The organism is Agrobacterium sp. RAC06 (assembly GCF_001713475.1).
In the GTDB taxonomy this organism is placed as follows: Bacteria; Pseudomonadota; Alphaproteobacteria; order Rhizobiales; family Rhizobiaceae; genus Allorhizobium.
In genome coordinates this window covers 3,177,002-3,197,928 of sequence record NZ_CP016499.1, presented here as the reverse complement: position 1 = coordinate 3,197,928, position 20,927 = coordinate 3,177,002, and the positions used below count along the sequence as shown (strand labels likewise).

Sequence of the window (20,927 nt, the reverse complement as noted above, 5' to 3'; positions counted from 1 at the left end):
CTCTTATTCGGTGGTGATCGGTCGCGACATCAGTTGGGTGATCGCGGTCGGGATGTCCAGTCTGCCATCGATGATCGCAGCAACGGCTTCCGTGATCGGCATCTCGATCTGGTGACCTTCGGCGAGGCGGGCAGCAACCGCAGCTGCAAAGGCACCTTCGACGAGCGAACCTTGCTGGGAGCCTATGGGTTCGCCCTTGCCGAGCGCAATACCGAAGCGCAGATTGCGGGACTGGTGGCTGGTCGCGGTCAGCACGAGGTCACCGAGGCCTGACAGACCCCGCACCGTATCGCCTCGCCCGCCCATCGCATCGACCAGTCTCGACATCTCAGCAAGGCCACGGGCGATCAGGGCTGCCCGTGCCGAATCACCAAGCCCCATGCCCTCGACGATGCCGCAGGCAATGGCGAGTACGTTCTTCAGCGCGCCGCCGAGCTGCACACCGATCCGGTCGTCCGATGCATAAAGACGGAAGGTCTGGCCGGAGATCGCCTTGGCGAGTTGTTCGGCAAGGAACAGGTCCTCTGCAGCGATCGCCATGGCCGTCGGCAAGCCTTTGGCGATATCAGCCGCAAAGCCGGGGCCAGAAAGCATGGCGATCGGATGGCCGGGAAGAGCCGTTTCCAGCACGTCGGTGAGCAGACGTGAGCTCTGCTTCTCGATCCCCTTGGCGCAGATGACGACCGGCACGCCCGGCTTCAGGTGTGGCCCAAAGGATTCTGCAGCCGCGATCTGCGCCTGGGACGGCATGGCGAAGAGCACGATATCGGCCTCGCCGAGATCTTCCGACCGTGCGGAAAAGGACAGCGATGCAGGCAATTGAATGCCCGGCAATGCAGCCTCATGGATTCGGCTTGCGGCGAGATCAGCCATGACCGAGGCATCGCGACCGACCAACAGGGCTTCCGCCCTGCCCGTCTGCGCCACCACGGCCGCAAGCGCCGTGCCGAAGGCACCGGCGCCGATCACGGCGATACGCTGCATCCCGCTCATGCCTTGGCTCCCCGCTTGCCGTAGGCAAGCAAGGCCTTGGCATCTTGGTCCAGCGGCCAGCGCGAGCGGGGGGCGACTGCAAGATCATCCGAGGGCATGCCGAGCGCCATGCGCTCCAGGCCTGCCCAGGCGATCATGACGGCATTGTCAGTACACAGATGATGCGGCGGCGCGACGAAGCGGAAGCGATGCTCGCCGCAGAGCGTGTCGAGCGTCTGGCGTACTTCCTTGTTGGCAGCCACACCGCCGGCGACGACCAGCGCGGGCTCGGCCACTTCGGGGAATGTTTCCTTGAAGCGCTGCAGGCCACGGCCGATGCGATCCTTCAGCGTGCGCGAAATGGCATGCTGGAAGGAGGCGCAGATATCGGCAATGTCCTGATCGGTGACAGGCGCGATGCCTTCTGCCGCCTGACGCACGGCGGTTTTGAGGCCCGAAAACGAAAAGTCGAGACGCGCCTCGCCGACCAAAGGCCGGGGAAAGGCAAAGCGCTTGGGATTACCGGTGGCAGCTGCACGCTCGACAGCAGGCCCCCCGGGATAGGGAAGACCGAGCAGCTTCGCTGTCTTGTCGAAGGCCTCGCCGAGAGCATCGTCAATCGTCGTGCCCCAGCGCTCGTACTCGCCCACACCCTTGACCAGGACGAGCTGTGTATGGCCGCCCGAAACCAGCAGCATGAGGTATGGGAAGGGAACGCCATCGGTGAGCCGCGCCGTCAGCGCATGGCCTTCGAGATGGTTGACGGCGTAAAGCGGCTTGCCCGTCGCCCGCGCGATTGCCTTTCCGGTCATGAGACCCACCAGCAAACCACCGATCAGGCCTGGACCGGACGTGGCGGCAATGGCATCCACCTCGGCGAGCGTGATGCCCGCGCGCGTGAGCGCTTCCTCGATCAGCGTGTCCAACGCATCGACATGGGCGCGGGCGGCAATCTCCGGCACCACGCCACCATAGGCGCTGTGCTCGTCGAGCTGGCTCAATACGACATCCGCCTCGGTGACGGCCGAGCCGTCAGAAAGCCGCGTAACGACGGCCGCTGCCGTCTCGTCACAGCTCGTTTCGATGCCGAGGATGCGCAGTTTGGATGTCATGGAGCCTGTTCATTGATTGCGGTCGCCGAGAAACCGGTCTACGAAATCTGTCGGTAACAACGGACAAGTTCGGATGCAAACAAAACCTTTCCGCATCGGCACGCGGGGCAGCCCGCTCGCTCTCGCCCAGGCTTCGGAGACACGCGCGCGCCTCATGGTCGCCCATGGACTGCCGGAGGAGATGTTCGAGATCGTGGTGCTCTCCACCAAGGGCGACCGGATCACAGATCGTGCGCTGTCCGAAATCGGCGGCAAGGGACTGTTCACCGAGGAGCTGGAGGATCAACTTCTCTCGGGCGATCTCGACTTTGCGGTGCATTCCTCGAAGGACATGCCGACCAAATTGCCCGAAGGCCTTTTCCTTTCGGCATTCCTGCCGCGCGAGGATGTCCGCGACGCCGTCGTTGGCCGCACGGCTCCGACGCTGAAGGAACTTCCTCAAGGGGCAACCGTCGGCTCGTCTTCGCTTCGTCGCCAGGCACTCATCCGCCGCATCCGCCCAGATATCAACGTGATCACCTTCCGCGGCCTGGTCGACACCCGCCTGCGCAAGCTTGCCGATGGCGAAGTGGATGCGACGCTGCTCGCCTATGCCGGCCTGCGCCGTCTCGGCAAGCCCGAGATCCCGACCGAACTGCTCGACCCGAGCGACTTTCCCCCGGCACCGGCGCAGGGCGCGATTTGCATCGAGAGCCGCATCGGCGATGCAAGGGTCAACGACCTGCTCGAAGCGATCAATGACCACGATACCTTTGACGCTGTCAGCTGCGAACGCGCCTTTCTCGGCGCGCTCGATGGCTCCTGCCGAACGCCGATTGCAGGCCTTGCAACGGTGCAGGGCGACGCAATCCGCTTTGCCGGCATGATCCTGACGCCCGACGGAAGCCGCTGGCATGACGTGGAGATCGAGGGAAGCCGGACAGAGGCTGCCGTACTCGGCGCGAGAGCCGGCGGCACAGTTCGCAGCAAGGCCGGCAGCGACTTCTTCGATAGCTGGAATTGAGGCATGCGCGTTCTCGTGACGCGTCCGGAGCCGGCCTCGGCCAGAACCGCCGCCGAACTCGAACGCCGTGGTCATGAGCCCGTGCTCCTGCCCCTGATGCAGGCGATGCAACAGCCCGAGGCACTCGCCTCCCCTCCCGCGCCCGACGCAGGTTTCCTTGCCGTGACCAGTGCCGAAGCGATGCGCGTGCTGAAAACGCTGCCGGACGATGCAAGACGTCCCTTCCTGGCTCCGCCCCTCTTCGCCGTCGGTCGCGCCACGGCCCGTGCAGCAAGAGAGGCCGGTTTCAAGGATGTTTCGATTGCCGACGGTGACGGACACTCCCTCGCTGGACTGCTCATCGCGAAGTCGGACCAGAATCCGGGCGCATCGATCCTCTATTTGACGGGAACGCCACGCTCTCCAGACTTCGAAGCCAAGCTACGAGAGGCGGGACGCATGGTGGACGTACGAGAATGTTACCGGATGGTTCCGTCCACCTATCCCGACACCGCGGTAATCGACAAGCTCACCCCGATGCCGGAAGCAATTCTGGTCTACTCCTCCGAAACGGCAAGGCGTCTCGGGGAGCTGCACGACCGAACGAGCGAAGTGCTCGACTGGCCGCGGACACGCTTTCTCTGCCTGAGTGAAAAGATTGCAGACACCCTGCCGGCAGATTTTCACGCCAGAAGCCGTTGGCCTATGGAACCTCGCGAGGATCTGCTCCTTCTTCTGCTTTGATGCAGTGCCGCGTGAAATGGAACCTCGGGCCTTCCCTTCGCCTTGAGGACTGACTAGGTTTAATCACACGCGCGAAATGAAGAGGTTGCCATGGTTTCCGGAAAGCCACCCCGTCGATCGAAAGCCACCGATGATCCGGTGACAATCGACCTGACCGCTGAGGAAACCAAGTCCGCCGCGGATTCCGGCAATGCCGAGGCCGATGCTCTGCCATCGGATACACCTACCTCGTCTGCCGTGCCCGACGAGCCGACCGCAAGTGCCACGGCTTCGAACGACGCTCCCCCTGAAACGCCAGCAGATCCCTGGACGCCCACGCCGGAGCCGACGGCTGAAACCGCCCCTGTCGATGACACGGAAACGCGTGCTGAAACGGCAGCGAAAAGCGAGACAACCACCAGCCGGGAACCGGTTCGCCAGTCCCCTCCGACCTCGACCCTGGTTGCCTCCGGCATCTTCGGCGGCCTCGTGGCACTCGCTCTGGCCGGCAGCATGCAATATGCCGGGATCGTTCCCGGCCTGGGCCCGGAACAGGCGGTCCAGGCTCCAGCCGTGGACACGGCAGAGCTTGACGCGTTGAAGGCCGAAGTCGCGCGCCTGGCGGCACAACCCGCGGCGCCCGCCACCGACCCTGCACTTGCCGAGCGGATAACAGCGCTCGAAACCAGCGTCGCTAATGCGGGCTCCGAGCCGACCGCCGATGCCGCCACTGTCGAAGCACTCAAGACGCAGCTGGTCGCTGCTGAACAGGCGATCGAGTCCCTGCGTGCGGAAATCGCCAGCAACAAGCAGGCGCTCGACCAGAGCGCCACGCGACTTGATGAAGCCGAGCGCAAGCTGGACGAACCACGCAGCGACGTTGAAATGGCGCGTGCCATCGCCCTTTCCGGTTTGAAGACCGCAATCGATCGCGGCGGCCCGTTCCTGTCGGAGCTCGACGCCTTGAAAAGCGTTTCGCCCGAGGATCCGGCGGTTGCCGCACTCACACCGCTTGCAAGCAACGGCGTACCGTCTCGGTCGGATCTGACACGGCAGTTCAACCAGGTGGCGGAAGAGATCCTCGCCGCCATCCACCAGCCAGAGCAAGGCGAAGGCTGGACCGATCGCCTGATGGCGAGCGCCCGCTCGCTGGTCAAGGTGAGGCCCGTCGGCAATGTAGAGGGCGATACGCCGGAGGCCATCGTCGCCCGCGTTGAAAACAAGCTGCAGAATGGCGACCTCAAGGGCGCGGCCCTGGAATGGGAAACACTGCCTGAAGCCGGCAAGGCGGCCTCATCGGAGTTTGCGACAACTCTGAGGAACCGGATCGAGGCCGAGGAGCGGGTAGCCGCGGCGCTGTCTCAGACCGTGGCCGGAAACGGAGGCTGACGCATGACAACCATCCTCAAGGTTCTCTTCTTCTTCGCTCTCATCCTGGCGCTCGGCTTCGGCTTCTCCTGGATCGCGGATCGTCCCGGCAACATCTCGCTGGAGTGGGAAGGCCAGCTATACAATACCGACCTCATCGTGGCTGTTACGGCGCTCGTCGGGCTCGTCGCCGTGATCATGGTGACCTGGTGGTTGCTGCGCACGCTCTGGACTTCGCCTCACTCTGTTCGCCGCTTCTTCCGCGCCCGCAAGCGCGACCGCGGCTATCAGGCGCTCTCCACCGGTCTGATTGCCGCAGGTGCTGGAAACGCGATCCTGGCCCGCAAGATGAGCGCCCGCGCCAGAAGCCTGATACGCGCGGATCAGGAGCCCCTGATCCGCGTGCTGGATGCCCAGGCCGCTCTGATCGAAGGCCGCCATGACGAGGCCCGCCGGCTGTTCCAGGAGATGTCCGAAGATCCGGAGACCCGAGAGCTGGGCCTACGCGGCCTTTATGTCGAGGCAAATCGTCTGGGGGCCCATGAGGCAGCCCGGCAATATGCCGAAACCGCAGCGGAAGCTGCTCCCTACCTGCCCTGGGCGGCCAAGGCGACGCTCGAACACCGCTGCCGCGCCGGGCACTGGGACGATGCGATCCGACTGCTCGACCAGCAGAAGATCGCCCATGTCCTGGAACGCCATGAGGCCGAACGTCTGAAGGCCGTGCTTTTGACCGCAAAGGCCGAGGACCAGCTCGAAGCCGAACCGGCGGGCGCACGCGACAGCGCGTTGAAGGCACTGAAGCTCGCCAAGGGTCTCGTCCCGGCTGCGATCGTGGCCGCCAAGGCCTATATGCGCGAAGACAACCTCCGCAAGGCGTCACACACGCTGGAACAGGTCTGGAAGATCGAACCGCACCCGGAAATTGCCCGGGCCTATGTGCGGGCGCGCAGCGGTGACAGCGCCGTGGACCGTCTCAAGAAGGCGGAGAAGCTTGAGGCCCTGAAGCCGAACAATTACGAGTCGTTGCTTGTTGTCGCCGAGGCAGCGCTCGATGCCCAGGATTTCAAGAAGGCTCGGACAAAGGCGGAAGCTGCTGCGCGTATCGCTTCGCGCGAACGGGTCTATCTGCTCCTTGCGGATATTGAAGAGGCCGAAACCGGCGACCAGGGCCGTATCCGCCATTGGATGGGTCAGGCCCTGAAGGCACCGCGCGACCCCGCCTGGGTGGCCGACGGCCATGTCTCTGAACGCTGGATGCCGATCTCGCCGGTCACCGGTCGTCTCGATGCCTTCGAATGGAAAACGCCCTTCGACCAACTGGCCGGCCCGATCGAAGAAGGCAGCGTCTCCGAAGGCGAAAAGGCACTTGCCTCCCTGCCACCTGTTGCAAGGACCGAAGCGCCTGCGCAGCCCGAACCTCAGTTCGAGACGGCAAAGCCGAAAATCGTGCAACCGGAAGCCCGGGTGATCGATGCCGAGCCTCAAGCAAAAGCAATCGAACCGGAGGCACCTCCGGCCAAAGCGACAAAGCCGGAGAAACCTGCGGTGATCGCATCCAGAGAGGCCACTGCCGCTGCGCAGGAGCCAGCTGTGGTCGAGCCATTCTTCGGCCGGCCGCCCGATGACCCCGGGGTCAAGGATCCGGCGCTCGCCGCACCCGAAGCCAAAACGCGCCTGAAACTCTTCTGACGGGATCCGCATGCTCGACCGCTTGCAAGCCTTCTTCCAATCCGTGATGCAGGACCGCCCCAAGGCGGTCTTCGCCCCCGACGATCCCCGGATCGCCGTCGCTGCCCTCTGTCTCCAGGTCATGGAGGCAGACGGCGTCGTGCGCGATACCGAGCGGATGAAACTGCGGGAAATCCTGAAAGAAGAATACGGGCTCGAAGATAGCGCCCTCGACGCCTTGATCGAAGCCGGTCAGGACGCGGAAAGCGAGGCGGTCGACTACTACCGCTTCACCACGGAACTGAAGCGCCAGCTGAATGAAGATGAGCGCCAGCACCTCGTGGGCATCCTCTGGGACATTGTCTATGCCGATGGCACCCGAAGCGAAATGGAAGACCACGCGATCTGGCGGGTTGCCGATCTGCTCGGTGTCTCCGGGCGTGAACGCATCGTCCAGCGGCAGGAAGCAGCCGAACGTGCGGGTCTTGGAGCGATCGACGATGCCACGTGAGGAACGGTCGCGTTCGCGCGATCGCAAGCTGCCTGTCCTGATCGTCCTGCATCAGGAACGTTCCAGCCCCGGCCGGGTCGGCCAGATGCTGGAAGAAAAGGGTTACCCGCTGGACATCCGCCGCCCGGTGCTCGGCGAAGACTTGCCGAAGAGCCTGAGGAACCACGCTGGCGCGGTCGTCTTCGGCGGGCCAATGAGCGCCAATGATCCCGACGATTACATCAAGACCGAAATCAACTGGCTCGATGTACCGCTCAAGGAAAACAAGCCGTTCCTCGGCATCTGCCTCGGCGCCCAGATGCTGGTCCGCCATCTCGGCGGCAAGGTGGAGGCCGACCGCGAGGAACGCACCGAGATCGGCTGGTATCCGATCCGGCCGACGGAGCATGGCCGCCTGCTGATGCATTGGCCGAAGATGGTCTATCACTTCCATCGCGAGGGTTTCAGCCTGCCCAATGGTGCAAAATTGCTCGCGACCGGCGACCTCTACCCGAACCAGGCCTTCCGCTATGGCGAAAACGCCTGGGCCGTGCAGTTCCATGCCGAACTGACCCGCGCCATGATGCACCGCTGGGTCGTCCATGGTGCACATCGATTCGTGCTACCGAATGCCCAGCAAGGCCGGGAACATCTGGAAGGCCGGATGATCTTCGACGCCCCCTTGCGCGCCTGGCTGTCGGATTTCCTCGACCTGATCTTCGAGCGTGATCAGCGCGCCTCCTAACGCTCCGGCACTTCGAGACTGTCGATCTTGCGCAGCTGCGGGAAACCGAGCGCCCAGACGGCCGCAACGGCGAGCGTGCCGAAACCACCGATCACGACAGCTGGCACAGGCCCGATGAAATGCGCCATGGTGCCGGCGCGGAATTCGCCGAGCTCGTTGGAAGCTCCGACAAAGACCATGTTGACGGCATTGACCCGGCCACGCACCTCGTCTGGAGTCCAGAGAGCGATCAGCGTCTCACGCACATAGACGGACGCCATGTCGGCGGCACCCATCAGCATCAGGGCGAGGATCGAAAGCCACGCATATTCGGACAACCCAAAGACGATCGTGCCGGCCCCGAACAGCGCAACACCGATGAACATAAAGATCCCGGCATTGTGACGGATCGGGAAGGTCGCCAGCGCAATGGCAACGATGATGGCGCCGATCCCGGGTGCGGCGCGCAGGAGACCGAGCCCCCAGGGGCCGAGATCGAGAATGTCACGCGCAAAGACCGGCATCAGCGCCACGGCTCCGCCGAGCAGGACCGCGAAGAGGTCGAGCGAGATCGCACCCAGCACCACCTTCTCGCCGAAGATGAAGCGGAAGCCGGCAAACAGCGTATCGAGACTGACGGCCTTCTCCGACTTCCGCTGTGGCGGGCGCTTGACGAGGAAGACCAGGATCGCCGCAGCCGCGAAGAAAGCAAAGGACACGGAATAAGCAACAACAGGGCTCGCTCCGTAGAGCAGACCACCGGCCACGGGGCCGACGATCGACGCTGTCTGCCAGGAGGACGAATTCCAGGCGACCGCGTTGGAGAGATCCTTCTGCGGCACCAGGTTGGGCGCAAGCGACTGCACGGCGGGCGCTGCAAAGGCGCGCTCGATGCCGAAGACGACGAGGATGGCAAATACGATCGTCGGCTCGAAGGCATCGGCGATGGTCAGCCCAAGCAGCGCTCCGGCGCAGATGGCGCTGACGATCATGCAGATCGAGACGATGGCCCGGCGGTTATAGCGGTCGGCGACGGAACCGGTGACGAGGATCAGGAGCAGTGACGGCAGGAATTGCACCAGACCGATCAGACCGAGATAAAAGACATTGCCCGTCATGTCATACATCTGCCAGCCGACGGAGACGCTGAGGATCTGGGTGGCGAAGGCTCCCAGGAAGCGGGCAAAGAAGAAACGCGTGTAGGAGGAATGCCGAAACGCGGCGAAACGATCATCGGCCGAGGACGGGTGCATCGAAGTGACCTTAAGCTGCGGACAGGCCCGCCGTTAAACATGATTCGGATTGCGTGGGCCCCATCCACTTGTCCGTTAAGTCGCCAATGTCTACATCACTGTCAACCGAGAAATGGAGACCTGAATGTACGCACTGTTTCAGACGATCGACCTTGCCCTGAGCATCTTTACCTGGATTCTGATCGGCAGTGCGATCTTCTCCTGGCTCTACGCCTTCAACGTGATCAACTCCAGCAATCGATTCGTGGCGACGCTTGGACAATTCCTCCACAACGTCACCGAACCGGCCCTCCGCCCGATCCGCCGCTTCATGCCGGATCTCGGCGGTATCGACATTTCGCCGATTGTCCTGCTGTTGATCATCTTCTTCCTGCGTTCCTTCCTCTGGAACAGCATCTACCCGCTGGTGGCGTGACAAGCCCCTACCGTCTTGGCCATGACCATCTCCTGCTCGCCGTCCGGCTGACACCGAACGGCGGGCGCGATGCGTTTGACGGGGTGGAAGTTTCCGCCGACGGCCAGTCACATCTGAAGGCCCGCGTGACCGCCGTGCCCGAAAAGGGCAAGGCCAACAAGGCCCTCATCGCCCTGCTCTCAAAATCCTTGAAGGTCCCGAAATCGACGATAACAGTCGTCTCCGGCGAAACCTCAAGACAAAAAATCCTCCGGATCGAGGGCGACCCGGAGGATTTGAAATCGCGGTTAGACGCTCTCGCGTCCGCCTGAGAACTTACTTGCCTTCGTCCTTGGCGCGCTGGATCGAGTCCAGAATGATCTGCTTGGCAGCATCGACATCCATCCAGTCGCCGATCTTGACCCACTTGCCGGGCTCCAGATCCTTGTAGTGCTCGAAGAAGTGCTGGATCTGCTTCAGCGTGATTTCCGGAAGATCCGTGTAGTTGGTGATCTTGTCATAGCGACGCGTCAGCTTCGGTACCGGCACGGCGAGGATCTTCTCGTCCATGCCGCCATCGTCTTCCATCATCATCACGCCGATCGGGCGAACATTGATGACGCAGCCCGGAACGAGCGGGCGCGTGTTGCAGATCAGAACGTCGAGCGGGTCGCCGTCCTTGCAGAGCGTGTGCGGCACGAAGCCGTAATTGCCCGGATAGGTCATCGGGGTGTAGAGGAAGCGGTCGACGACCAGCGTGCCGGCGTCCTTGTCCATCTCATACTTGATCGGCTGGCCGCCGACAGGAACTTCGACGATGACGTTGATGTCTTCCGGCGGGTTCTTGCCGATGGCAATTGCATCAATACGCATATTATTGGACCCCGTAGAGTGTTGAATTCCTGCGCTACCTAATGCGAATTATGGCGCAATGCAACACGGCTTTCGGCTGAGTCGCAGGTCACCGGGCACGACGCCAAAAGACGGGGAGTGCAGATAGCATGAGCAAGAAGAATGGAGTGATGTCGGGCCTGTCGCTTCTGACCGTCCTGACACTTGCGAGCCCCGCTCCCGCAAACGACAGCAGCTATACGGATCTTGACCTCGATGCCTGTGAGACATTGGCAGAGGACCCGATGAGCGTATCGCTGAAGTGCGATGGTTACGGCGAGTTTCCCGTCTACTTCAAGGAGGGCGACCTTCGGCAGAGCGTGATCTTCGGCAAGGTCGATCGGGAACTCATCGAGGGCGCCTTCGAGAGCTTTTCTGCCTTCAACCGGGTCAATACGAAGATCGAGTGGCGACTCAATGGGGCGGGCACACCGGTGGCGGCAATCCTGCGCTGGTTCATCGAAAACCCGGGACCCAGCGGATCACCCAGCCCGGAAAGCACAGGCCAGGCTCTTGTCATTTCTCGCGTCGGAACGGCAGCCTATCCGGGCTCCTGCTTCGTCGGGATGGTGGATGCGAAGGCGACCGCCGACGCCAACAGGGTGGCCAGACAGGTGGCAGACGATATTGCTGACACTTTCGACTGCGGCATGCAGCCACCGGAATGGTATGGCAAGCGCGGCGACCTGACCAGTGAGCGCACCTTCAGTTGGCCCGAGGGTTACGTCGTTGACTGAGGCAAACGCGGTCAGTTCCAGATGAAGCCAAGCTTCTTCAGGTGCACGTCGTCGAAGTCTTCCATCCCCTCGACGGCATCCGTACCGCCGTTCGTCCGGAAGAAATTTGCGGCAATCTCGCTGTCTTCAAGGCACCAGACGACCATGCCGTTGCAGCCCAGCGAGTTCAAAATCCGCCGCGCCTCGTGGAACAGCTGGTAACCGAGCCCGATACCCTGATATTCGGGCCGGAGATACAACTCATAGATCTCGCCCTCATGCGGCAAGACGCGCGCTCTGTTGTAGCCGAGGGAAGCATAACCAGCGACTTGACCCGCCACTTCGGCAACAAGGATCGTGGCGGGACCACGCGTCGCCTTTCGCCACCAGCTTTCGCCGCGGCGCTCGACCATACGGGTCAGCGCACGATAGGGAATGATACCGGAATAGGCGTGCATCCAGGCATTGCGATGAGCATCCGCGATCGCGGCGGCATCACCGGGGCCTGCCAAGCGCATGTCGATCGACAACGTCTTCATAACGTAAACCCACTCTGGCGCGCCCCCTGATGAGACGCGGAGCCTGGACCTGCATCGGCCCAACGAGAAAATTTAACGCTTTTTTAAGATTACTCGCAAGGCGGAAGGCGGAGGATGCACAAACAAAACCCCGGCCTTTTGGACCGGGGTTTCAAAACGAAACATATTTTCAGAGACTTGCGCCTCAGATGGCAGCCTTGGACTTTTCCATGCGCTTGCGATCGTTCGCATCGAGGAACATCTTGCGCAGGCGGATCGACTTCGGCGTGACTTCCATCAGCTCGTCGTCCTGGATCCAGGAGAGCGCACGATCGAGCGTCATGCGGATCGGCGGGGTCAGCTTGACGGCTTCGTCCTTGCCGGCAGAGCGGATGTTGGTCAACTGCTTGCCCTTGAGAACGTTGACTTCGAGGTCGTTGTCACGCGTGTGGATGCCGATGATCATGCCGGCATAGACCTTCTCACCCGGCTCGATGATCATCGGGCCGCGATCTTCCAGGTTGAACATCGCATAGGCGACGGCTTCACCGGACTGGTTGGAAAGAAGGACGCCATTGACGCGACCGGTGATCGCACCCTTGTAAGGCTGATAGTCGTGGAACAGGCGGTTCATGATCGCCGTGCCGCGCGTATCGGTGAGAAGTTCCGACTGGTAGCCGATGAGGCCACGGGTCGGAGCGTAGAAGCGCAGACGAACGCGGCTGCCGCCGGACGGGCGAAGCTCGACCATTTCGGCCTTACGCTCGGACATCTTCTGAACGACGACACCGGAATGCTCTTCATCGACGTCGATCACGACTTCTTCGATCGGCTCCATGGTCTGGCCGCTCTCGTCCTTGTGCATGACAACGCGCGGACGCGAAACGGCAAGCTCGAAGCCTTCGCGACGCATGGTCTCGATGAGAACGGCGAGCTGCAATTCGCCACGGCCCGACACGAAGAAGGAATCCTTGCCGTCGGATTCTTCGATCTTCAGGGCGACATTGCCTTCAGCTTCCTTGAACAGGCGATCGCGGATGACACGGCTTGTGACCTTGTCACCTTCCGTGCCGGCAAGCGGGCTGTCATTGACGAGGAAGGACATGGTGACGGTCGGCGGATCGATCGGCTGTGCCGTCATGGCTTCGGTGATCGACGGATCGCAGAACGTGTCAGCAACCGTGCCCTTCGAAAGGCCGGCGATGGCGACGATGTCACCAGCATGGGCTTCTTCGATCGGCTGGCGCTCGATGCCGCGGAACGCGAGGATCTTCGAAATACGGCCGGTTTCAACGGTCTTGCCATCCTGGGCGAGAACCTTGACAGCCTGGTTCGGCTTGATCGAGCCGGAAGCGATACGACCGGTGATGATGCGACCGAGGAAGGGGTTGGCTTCGAGAAGCGTTCCGATCATGCGGAACGGGCCTTCTTCGACGTTAGGCTCCGGAACATGCTCGAGCACGAGGTCGAGAAGCGGCGCGAGACCGGCATCCTTCGGACCTTCCGGGTTCACGTTCATCCAGCCATCGCGACCAGAGCCGTACAGGATCGGGAAGTCGAGCTGATCGTCGGTCGCATCGAGATTGGCGAAGAGGTCGAAGACTTCGTTGATGACTTCTTCGTGGCGGCCGTCCGGGCGGTCGATCTTGTTGATCGCGACGATCGGGCGAAGACCGACCTTCAGCGCCTTGCCGACGACGAACTTGGTCTGCGGCATCGGGCCTTCAGACGAGTCGACCAGAACGATCGCGCCGTCCACCATCGACAGGATACGCTCTACTTCACCGCCGAAGTCGGCGTGACCGGGCGTATCGACGATGTTGATGCGGTGACCCTTCCACTCGATCGAAGTCGCCTTGGCCAGGATCGTGATGCCACGTTCCTTTTCGAGGTCGTTCGAATCCATCATGCGCTCGGCGGTGCGCTGGTTCTCACGGAAAGAGCCCGACTGCTTCAGAAGCTCGTCCACAAGGGTCGTTTTTCCATGGTCGACGTGCGCGATAATCGCGATGTTGCGCATTTTCATGTTTGTGATCTCTGATAGCTGGGGCGCAATACGGGAGAGTGGCGCCGATTTACTTTGGCGCGCTCATACCTTGTTTTTTGCATTTGCGAAAGGGGGAAACGCCCGATGCGCCGGCGATGGTTACCGCCGACGGCAAATTTCGGGTGCACTGCAAGCCTTAAGCGGCAAGCCCTTTCTTCTTCAGCATCGCCTCCGGGCTTGGCAGCTTGCCGCGGAATGCCTTGTAGGCATCCTCCGGATCGACCGATCCACCCGAGGCATAAATGTGGGTCTTGAGCTTCGACGCCATCTCCGGATCGAAGGGATTGCCGGTCTCCTCGAAGGCCGAGAAGGCGTCTGCATCGAGGACTTCCGACCACATGTAGGAATAGTAGCCGGCAGAATAACCGTCACCGGAAAACACATGCTGGAAGTGCGGCGTGGCGTGGCGCATGACGATCGAAGCAGGCATGCCGATCTTTTCGAGCACCTCGGCCTGCACCGCAATCGGGTCTTCGACCGCCCCGCGTGTGTGGAAGGCCATATCGACCAGCGCCGACGAGGTGAATTCGACGGTGTTGAAGCCCGCGTTGAAGGTTCGGGCGGCGAGCACCTTGTCGAGCAATGCCTGCGGCATCGGTTCGCCGGTCTGGTAGTGGACCGCATAGGTCTTCAGGATTTGCGGCACCGTCAGCCAGTGTTCGTAGAGCTGCGACGGCAGTTCGACGAAGTCTCGTGATACGCCCGTGCCCGAGACAGAAGGATAGGTGACATCCGACAGCATGCCATGCGCGGCGTGGCCGAATTCGTGGAAGAGTGTGCGGGCATCGTCGAGTGACAGCAGCGCCGGTTTGCCGGCTTCGGGCTTGGCGAAATTGCAGACATTGTAGATGATCGGCAGCTCACCCTGGCGGCCGTTCTTCAGCGGCAGCCGGTGCTGCGCCTGGAAACTGCTCATCCAGGCACCCGAGCGCTTCGATGAACGGGCGAAATAGTCACCGAGGAAAAGCGCCACCAGCTTGTCGTTCCGGTCGCGGATCTCGAAGACCCGCACATCCGGATGATAGCCAACGACATTGGCAAGCGGCACCGCACGGATGCCGAAGATGCGGCCCGCGACGTCGAAGCAGGCCTCGATGATCTTTTCGAGCTGCAGATAGGGCTTCAGTTCAGTTTCGGAAAAATCGAACTTCTTCGCCCGAAGCTTTTCGGCAAAGTGGCGCCAGTCCCACGGCGCGACCTCGTGGTTCTTTCCCTCTTCAGCAATCAAGGCGGCAAGCTCGGCCTCTTCGGCGCGCGCCTGAGAGACTGCCTTTTCCCAGACCTGCATCAGGAGACCGTTCACCGCTTCCGGTGTCTTCGCCATCGTGTTGTCGAGCTTGTAGGAGGCAAAGTCCTTGTAGCCGAGCAGAGCCGCCTTCTCTGCCCTGAGAGCCAGGGTTTCCTTGACGATTTCCCGGTTGTCCGTTGCCCCGCCATTGATGCCGCGCGAGGTCCAGGCCTTGAAGGCGATCTCGCGCAGGTCGCGACGTTCGGAGAAGGTGAGGAAGGGCTCGATGATCGACCGCGACAGTGTCACCACATGGCTGTGTCCGCCGCCATGGGCGGCAGCCGCAGACGCCATGGCATCGCGCAGGAAGGCGGGGATACCAGCGAGATCCTCCTCGCCGACAAGCGGCAGGGTCCACGACGATTCGTCGGCGAGGACGTTCTGGCCGAAACTGGCACCGAGGCTCGCGAGCCTTTCGTTGATCGCCGCCAGCCGCTCCTGCTCGGCCTTTGGCAACTTGGCACCCGCTTTCACGAAGCCCTTCCAGTGGCGTTCCAGAACGCGGGTCTGCTCAACCGTCAGTCCGAGATCCGCCTGGCGTGTCCAGAGGTCATCGATGCGGCGGAACAGCGCCGCGTTCATGCCGATCTTCGAATAGTGGCGCGACATCTTCGGCGCGATCTCGCGCTCCAGAGCCTGGATGTCGGGATTGGTATGGGCACCGGCACGGTTCCAGAACAGGGCCGACACACGGGAGAGCGCGTCGCCCGCGATTTCCAGCGCAACGATCGTGTTCGCGAAAGTCACCGGTTCAGGATTGTTCGCGATCGCATCGATTTCTGCGTCATGCTCTTTCAGCGCCGCGTCAAAGGCCGGCGCATAGTCGTCGTCGCCAACCTTCTCGAACTGCGGCAGGCCATGCGGCCCCTGCCACTCGGTGACGGCGGGATTGAAAACAGACGACTGGACCATGCGAAAACCTCCTGAAGCTTCGCGCTGCAAAGGAGCGAAGCACTGATTTTCCTCCATGTTATCCCGGCAACATATGGGTGAGCACGCAAAAATCGGTGAACAAGGCAGAATTTTTCCACCACGGGTTCAGGCGCTGATTGACGTAGTTTCGAATAAGAACATAGATCGATATATCCTATGAAAGGACGGTCACGGCCATGGAAATCTTTCCGATCCAACCGGTAGGCGCATCCTCCCTTCGCGTCAAAGAAAGCAGCCCGCAATCCAATGTCGGCCTACCTGAGCTTTCGCCGAAGGTAGCGGTCTCGAAAGAAACCGAGGTTTTCGAAGAGGCGTTGTCGGTCTTCGCCAGCATGACGCCCCGCCGCTTGCGCGAGATTGCGTCGGAGAGCTTTCAGCGGGAAGAGATCGACGCCGACACCTATCGCGAACTCTCGACGGAGCTGCCCTTGCAGATCGTCGATCGCAACGGCAGGATGATGGATCTGTCCACACTGACCGACGACTCCCATTTCGACTATGCGGAATACTACCGGACACAGCAGTCGCTTGCCGAGATGATCGGCGACATGGACATGGCGGGCTCCTATTCGAAGGTTCTGGATTTCTTTTCGAAATCGACCTGATCGCGCAGGAAGCGACAATTGGCACTCGATCCCGGACCACAATCGCACTAAGTCATCAGCAGGAGGCGCCGCAGTGGCGCCTTTCTTCTTGATTCCGGACGAGTTCTGATGACACCGATGCGCATGAGCGAGCGTCGCACCACCTTCCTCGGTGCTTTCCTGACCACGCTCGGCCCAATCTCCATGGCCATCTACACACCGGCCATGCCAGAGCTGGTACGCGCCTTCGGCACGACCGATGCAGCAATCAAACTCAGCCTCTCGATGTTCTTTGCCGGATTCGCGCTTGCCCAGCTGGTCGCAGGCCCCCTCGCTGATGCGCTCGGACGCAAGAAGGCGACGTTGATCTTTCTGGCAATCTATCTCGTTGGATCACTTCTCGCGACGCTGGCCCCCAGCGTCGAGTTCATCCTCGCCGCGCGCCTCGTTCAGGGCATCGGCGCTTCCGTCGGCGTTGTCGTCGGGCGCGCGATCGTTCGAGACCTCTACACCGGCGCGGATGCCGCCCGGATCCTCAACACCATCGGTATCTTTCTCGCCGTTGGGCCGGCCATGGGGCCGACCCTTGGCGGCTTGACGTTGGCGGCCTTCGGCTGGAATGCGGTGTTCCTGCTGATGGTGGGGTTCGGCGCCATGGCCGTAGGCTTTACCGTGCTGCTGCTGAAAGAAACGATCGTTCCGGATCTCGGACGCCTTCGACCCGCCCAGTTGCTGCGCAACTACCTGGAGGTCGCCCGCAATGCCCGATTCCTCGCAGCATCGCTCGTCCTGAGTGGCACTATCGGCGCGCTCTATGCGCAGTCGACCATGTTGCCCTTCGTCCTGATCAACGAGGTCGGCCTGACACCGACCGCGTTTGGTTTGGGCATGCTGATGCAATCAGGCGCATACCTCGCAGGATCGCTCACCCTGAAACTCGTCTCCCGAAGGATTTCGGGGCTTACGGCGTCGCGGATCGGCATAGCCCTCTGCGGCCTGGGCGCTGTCATCATGGCGCTTTCGGTCGCATTCGTGCCGCCCTTCTTCCTTTCCGTCATGGCCCCGGTGGCCATCTGCACCTTCGGTCTGGCCTTCCTGAGCCCCCATGTCGTGATGACGAGCATGGCTCCCTTCCCGCATATTGCGGGATCGGCATCTGCATTAACAGGCTTCCTGCAGATGAGCGCGGGCTTTGCGGGCGGCGTGGCAGCCGCCTCGATCGGTGATCCCTTGACCGCCTTCGGCATCATCATACCCTTCATGGAGCTGAGCGCTGTCGCCGGCTTCTTCTGGCTCCGCCACCTCGAACGCAAGGCATGAAAAAGCCCGCCTCCCCCGAGGGGGAGACGGGCGATCTTGAATGCCTGAACTGGCTTATTTGCCGAGATTGCGCTTGGCGAGCGTGCGCAGCCGAAGCGCGTTCAGCTTGATGAAGCCGGCGGCGTCCTTCTGGTCGTAGGCGCCCTGGTCGTCTTCGAAGGTAACGAGCTGGTCGGAATAGAGCGACTTCGCCGATTCACGGCCGATGACCATGACATTGCCCTTGTAGAGCTTCAGCGTCACTTCGCCTTCGACATGCTCCTGGCTCTTGTCGATGAGAGCCTGCAGCATTTCGCGCTCCGGCGAGAACCAGAAGCCGTAATAGATCAGCTCGGCGTAACGCGGCATGATCTCGTCCTTGAGGTGGGCTGCACCACGGTCGAGCGTGATCGATTCGATCGCACGGTGTGCCGAAAGAAGGATCGTGCCGCCGGGGGTCTCGTAGACGCCGCGCGACTTCATACCGACGAAGCGGTTCTCGACGAGGTCGAGACGGCCGATACCGTTGTCACGGCCATAGGTGTTGAGTTCAGCCAAGAGCGTGGCCGGGCTCATACGGACGCCATTGATCGAGACGGCATCACCCTTTTCGAAGCCGACCTTGATGATCGTGGCCTTGTCGGGAGCCGCTTCCGGGGAAATGGTGCGCATATGCACGTATTCAGGCGCTTCGACCGACGGATCTTCGAGAACCTTGCCCTCGGACGAGGAGTGCAGGAGGTTGGCGTCAACCGAGAACGGCGCTTCGCCCTTCTTGTCCTTGGCAACCGGGATCTGGTTCTGCTCGGCGAAGGCGAGCAGATCGGTGCGGCTCTTGAACGCCCAGTCGCGCCAGGGTGCGATGATCTTGATGTCGGGGTTCAGCGCATAGGCCGAGAGTTCGAAACGAACCTGGTCATTGCCCTTGCCGGTCGCGCCGTGGGCGATGGCATCGGCGCCGGTCTTCTTGGCGATGTCGATCAGGTGCTTGGAGATCAGCGGACGGGCGATCGAAGTGCCGAGCAGGTAGACGCCTTCATAGACGGCATTGGCGCGGAACATCGGGAAGACGAAATCACGCACGAACTCTTCGCGCACGTCCTCGATGAAGATCTCCTTGATACCGAGCATCTCGGCCTTCTTGCGGGCCGGCTCAAGCTCTTCGCCCTGACCGAGGTCGGCGGTGAAGGTCACGACTTCCGCACCGAGTTCGGTCTGGAGCCATTTCAGGATGATCGAGGTGTCGAGACCGCCGGAATAGGCGAGGACGACTTTCTTCACGTCTTTGGGGAGTGCCATGTCGATGTTCCGTCTGGAAGGAGCGAGGCTCAAACCCCGCCTGGATCAAGAATGGCGGCACTTTTAGCGAGATTCCGCTGGTGTGCAAGGGCGGGAGGCAACTGGGTCAGAGATGGCGACCAGTATTCATGCGCCGGTGAAGGATCCGGATCAGCACTATGGAATGCGACGTCTCTCGATAGATGAGGTAGTGGGATTGATACGCTACGCTGAGATAGGCTTACCTAAGTCCGGGAATTTTCCGGCCATAGCGTCGTCCCTCGCAGATTTCTTGAAGGTTGCGCCTGATCCCAAGCGTGTATGCAATCGCCTGATCCAAACCCCAACGCTCTTCGGTGTAGTCGAAGAGCGCGTCGAGGTCGTGAGCAGCCCGCGGCGAAACAATCAGGGGCTTCATTCGGCGGCGGAGCGGCGAGGCTTGCGATCGATGAACTCATCAAAGTCAAACGGCTGCGGCTGACCAGAGGCCTCACCCTCATCGATAGCAGCCTGGATAGCGGCCAGGCCATCCACCTCATCGCGCAGCAATGCGAGGGCAGCCTCAATGACCTCGGCTTCCGAGGCATAATCTCCAGCAGAAATTTTGGCTTCGATGAACTCCGCCAGTTCCCCCGAGACCGTGACGGTCGTAAACTTGTTCATGGGCAGCATTGCCTCCATCGAGCGCTGTCACGTTGACGATGTCAGGGCAGGGTACCATATCGCGACCAGCCACAACACTACAGGTTCTGAAGGAGTTCGCCATGACGACCCAGCATCCCGCGCTCGAAAAAGGTCATGTCGCCGTCATCACCGGCGCCGCCTCGGGCATCGGCCTCGCCACCGCCAAGGCATTTGCTGGCATGGGTCTCTGCGTCGTTCTGGTTGACCTCGAAGGCGACCAGCTGGCCGCGGCAGCCCTGGAGGTTGCAGCACTTTCCGCTAGTGGTGACACGGATGTCGTTGCAATAGGCACAGATGTGTCGAAACTGGACGAACTCGAAGCGCTGGAGCGCGCCGTCATCCAGCGTTTCGGACGCGTGCATGTGCTGATGAACAATGCGGGTATCCAGCCGGGCAGTGCGCTGTTCGGTCCGCAAGCCAACTGGGACAATGTGCTCGGCGTCAACCTGATGGCCGTCATCAATGGCACCCGCACCTTCGGCCCGGGCATGGTCGCCCACAAGGATGCGGCCCTCATCATCAACACAGGCTCCAAGCAGGGCATCACGACGCCCCCGGGCGACCCGGCCTACAATATCTCGAAGGCCGGCGTGAAAGCTTTCACCGAAGCGCTTCAGCACGAGCTGCGCAACACGCCGGACTGCAATGTTACCGCCCACCTGCTGATCCCCGGCTTCGTCTTCACGGGCCTGACGGCGAACGGCCGCACCGAGAAGCCGTCCGGCGCATGGACGCCGGAAGAGACTGTCGAGTTCATGCTGGAAAGCCTTGTCAGTGGCGACTTCTATATTCTCTGCCCGGATAACGATGTGAACCGCGCGCTGGACGAGAAGCGCATCGCCTGGGCTGCCGGTGACATCATCGAGAACCGGCCGCCGCTGTCGCGTTGGCATCCCGATTATGCTGACGCCTTCAAGACCTATCTCTCCGTCCCGAAAGGCTGATTGGCAAGGTAGATGAAGGCCGCTAAGGATGAAGCACCCGCAGGTCGCGGGTGCTT

At 61.7% G+C, this 20,927-nt stretch carries 22 protein-coding genes; 12 read left to right on the top strand and 10 right to left on the bottom strand.

The features are described from left to right. Positions 1–3 precede the first annotated feature (3 nt). Together BSY240_RS15350 and tsaD are read right to left on the bottom strand one after the other, a co-directional pair. Positions 4–993 carry an NAD(P)H-dependent glycerol-3-phosphate dehydrogenase gene (locus BSY240_RS15350; RefSeq protein WP_069042867.1) on the bottom strand — a complete coding sequence of 330 codons (990 nt, stop codon included), beginning with the start codon at positions 991–993 and terminating at the stop codon, positions 4–6. Further along, entirely contained in the window at positions 990–2,084 is a 1,095-nt protein-coding gene (gene tsaD / locus BSY240_RS15345; RefSeq protein WP_069042866.1) for a tRNA (adenosine(37)-N6)-threonylcarbamoyltransferase complex transferase subunit TsaD, read from the bottom strand. Before tsaD ends, BSY240_RS15350 begins: the two co-directional genes overlap by 4 nt. 73 nt (positions 2,085–2,157) lie before the next feature. Between tsaD and hemC the strand changes: the two genes are divergently transcribed. From hemC to BSY240_RS15315, 6 genes are all read left to right on the top strand, one after another. Continuing rightward, positions 2,158–3,087: a hydroxymethylbilane synthase gene (hemC, locus tag BSY240_RS15340; RefSeq protein WP_069042865.1), complete on the top strand. Its 930-nt coding sequence runs from the start codon at positions 2,158–2,160 to the stop codon at positions 3,085–3,087. A 3-nt stretch (positions 3,088–3,090) separates the two neighbouring features. Continuing rightward, on the top strand, positions 3,091–3,810 hold the full coding sequence (locus tag BSY240_RS15335) for a uroporphyrinogen-III synthase (RefSeq protein WP_069042864.1): 720 nt from the start codon (positions 3,091–3,093) through the stop codon (positions 3,808–3,810). 90 nt (positions 3,811–3,900) lie between these two features. Continuing rightward, complete coding sequence (locus BSY240_RS15330) at positions 3,901–5,178, top strand: mitofilin family membrane protein (RefSeq protein ID WP_069042863.1); 1,278 nt, start codon at positions 3,901–3,903, stop codon at positions 5,176–5,178. Between the two features lie 3 nt (positions 5,179–5,181). Beyond that, on the top strand, positions 5,182–6,849 hold the full coding sequence (locus tag BSY240_RS15325) for a heme biosynthesis protein HemY (RefSeq protein ID WP_083229637.1): 1,668 nt from the start codon (positions 5,182–5,184) through the stop codon (positions 6,847–6,849). Between the two features lie 10 nt (positions 6,850–6,859). Beyond that, positions 6,860–7,339, top strand: a complete 480-nt coding sequence (locus BSY240_RS15320) for a tellurite resistance TerB family protein (protein ID WP_054150393.1) — start codon at positions 6,860–6,862, stop codon at positions 7,337–7,339. Beyond that, a complete protein-coding gene (locus tag BSY240_RS15315) occupies positions 7,329–8,063 on the top strand; it encodes a glutamine amidotransferase (RefSeq protein WP_069042862.1) in 735 nt (244 codons plus the stop codon). Before BSY240_RS15320 ends, BSY240_RS15315 begins: the two co-directional genes overlap by 11 nt. Here BSY240_RS15315 and BSY240_RS15310 read toward each other — a convergent pair. Further along, positions 8,060–9,295 (bottom strand): MFS transporter, encoded by a 1,236-nt coding sequence (locus BSY240_RS15310; RefSeq protein ID WP_069042861.1) that lies wholly within the window; start codon positions 9,293–9,295, stop codon positions 8,060–8,062. The two genes, BSY240_RS15315 and BSY240_RS15310, sit on opposite strands and share 4 nt — an antisense overlap. A 124-nt stretch (positions 9,296–9,419) precedes the next feature. Here BSY240_RS15310 and BSY240_RS15305 point away from each other — a divergent pair, with 124 nt between their 5' ends. Together BSY240_RS15305 and BSY240_RS15300 are read left to right on the top strand one after the other, a co-directional pair. Then, positions 9,420–9,710, top strand: coding sequence for a YggT family protein (locus BSY240_RS15305; RefSeq protein WP_054150366.1), 291 nt, complete (start codon positions 9,420–9,422; stop codon positions 9,708–9,710). After that, positions 9,707–10,021: a DUF167 domain-containing protein gene (locus BSY240_RS15300; protein ID WP_069042860.1), complete on the top strand. Its 315-nt coding sequence runs from the start codon at positions 9,707–9,709 to the stop codon at positions 10,019–10,021. The genes BSY240_RS15305 and BSY240_RS15300 overlap by 4 nt, the downstream gene beginning before the upstream one ends. 4 nt (positions 10,022–10,025) lie before the next feature. Here BSY240_RS15300 and ppa read toward each other — a convergent pair whose 3' ends face one another. After that, complete coding sequence (gene ppa, locus BSY240_RS15295; protein WP_054150364.1) at positions 10,026–10,562, bottom strand: inorganic diphosphatase; 537 nt, start codon at positions 10,560–10,562, stop codon at positions 10,026–10,028. Between the two features lie 128 nt (positions 10,563–10,690). On the opposite strand from ppa, the gene BSY240_RS15290 reads away from it, so the two are divergent. Then, entirely contained in the window at positions 10,691–11,317 is a 627-nt protein-coding gene (locus BSY240_RS15290; RefSeq protein ID WP_083229636.1) for a hypothetical protein, read from the top strand. A gap of 11 nt (positions 11,318–11,328) precedes the next feature. Here the strand turns inward: BSY240_RS15290 and BSY240_RS15285 are convergent, their stop codons facing one another. The 3 genes from BSY240_RS15285 to BSY240_RS15275 all read right to left on the bottom strand — a co-directional run bounded on the left by BSY240_RS15285 (position 11,329) and on the right by BSY240_RS15275 (position 16,061). Next, on the bottom strand, positions 11,329–11,835 hold the full coding sequence (locus BSY240_RS15285) for a GNAT family N-acetyltransferase (RefSeq protein WP_069042859.1): 507 nt from the start codon (positions 11,833–11,835) through the stop codon (positions 11,329–11,331). Positions 11,836–12,019: 184 nt separating this feature from the next. Next, on the bottom strand, positions 12,020–13,840 hold the full coding sequence (gene typA, locus BSY240_RS15280; RefSeq protein ID WP_054150361.1) for a translational GTPase TypA: 1,821 nt from the start codon (positions 13,838–13,840) through the stop codon (positions 12,020–12,022). A gap of 157 nt (positions 13,841–13,997) precedes the next feature. Continuing rightward, positions 13,998–16,061 (bottom strand): M3 family metallopeptidase, encoded by a 2,064-nt coding sequence (locus BSY240_RS15275; RefSeq protein WP_069042858.1) that lies wholly within the window; start codon positions 16,059–16,061, stop codon positions 13,998–14,000. Between the two features lie 197 nt (positions 16,062–16,258). Here BSY240_RS15275 and BSY240_RS15270 point away from each other — a divergent pair, with 197 nt between their 5' ends. After that, positions 16,259–16,687: a hypothetical protein gene (locus BSY240_RS15270; RefSeq protein ID WP_069042857.1), complete on the top strand. Its 429-nt coding sequence runs from the start codon at positions 16,259–16,261 to the stop codon at positions 16,685–16,687. 108 nt (positions 16,688–16,795) lie between these two features. After that, on the top strand, positions 16,796–17,986 hold the full coding sequence (locus BSY240_RS15265; protein ID WP_069042856.1) for a multidrug effflux MFS transporter: 1,191 nt from the start codon (positions 16,796–16,798) through the stop codon (positions 17,984–17,986). A gap of 54 nt (positions 17,987–18,040) precedes the next feature. Here BSY240_RS15265 and BSY240_RS15260 read toward each other — a convergent pair whose 3' ends face one another. From BSY240_RS15260 to BSY240_RS15255, 3 genes are all read right to left on the bottom strand, one after another. Continuing rightward, positions 18,041–19,264: an argininosuccinate synthase gene (locus tag BSY240_RS15260; RefSeq protein ID WP_069042855.1), complete on the bottom strand. Its 1,224-nt coding sequence runs from the start codon at positions 19,262–19,264 to the stop codon at positions 18,041–18,043. Between the two features lie 220 nt (positions 19,265–19,484). After that, positions 19,485–19,661, bottom strand: a complete 177-nt coding sequence (locus BSY240_RS24610) for a type II toxin-antitoxin system RelE/ParE family toxin (protein ID WP_082347715.1) — start codon at positions 19,659–19,661, stop codon at positions 19,485–19,487. After that, positions 19,658–19,906: a type II toxin-antitoxin system ParD family antitoxin gene (locus BSY240_RS15255; protein ID WP_054150438.1), complete on the bottom strand. Its 249-nt coding sequence runs from the start codon at positions 19,904–19,906 to the stop codon at positions 19,658–19,660. Before BSY240_RS15255 ends, BSY240_RS24610 begins: the two co-directional genes overlap by 4 nt. 101 nt (positions 19,907–20,007) lie before the next feature. Between BSY240_RS15255 and BSY240_RS15250 the strand changes: the two genes are divergently transcribed. Then, positions 20,008–20,871, top strand: coding sequence for an SDR family NAD(P)-dependent oxidoreductase (locus tag BSY240_RS15250; protein WP_054150356.1), 864 nt, complete (start codon positions 20,008–20,010; stop codon positions 20,869–20,871). Positions 20,872–20,927 lie beyond the last annotated feature (56 nt).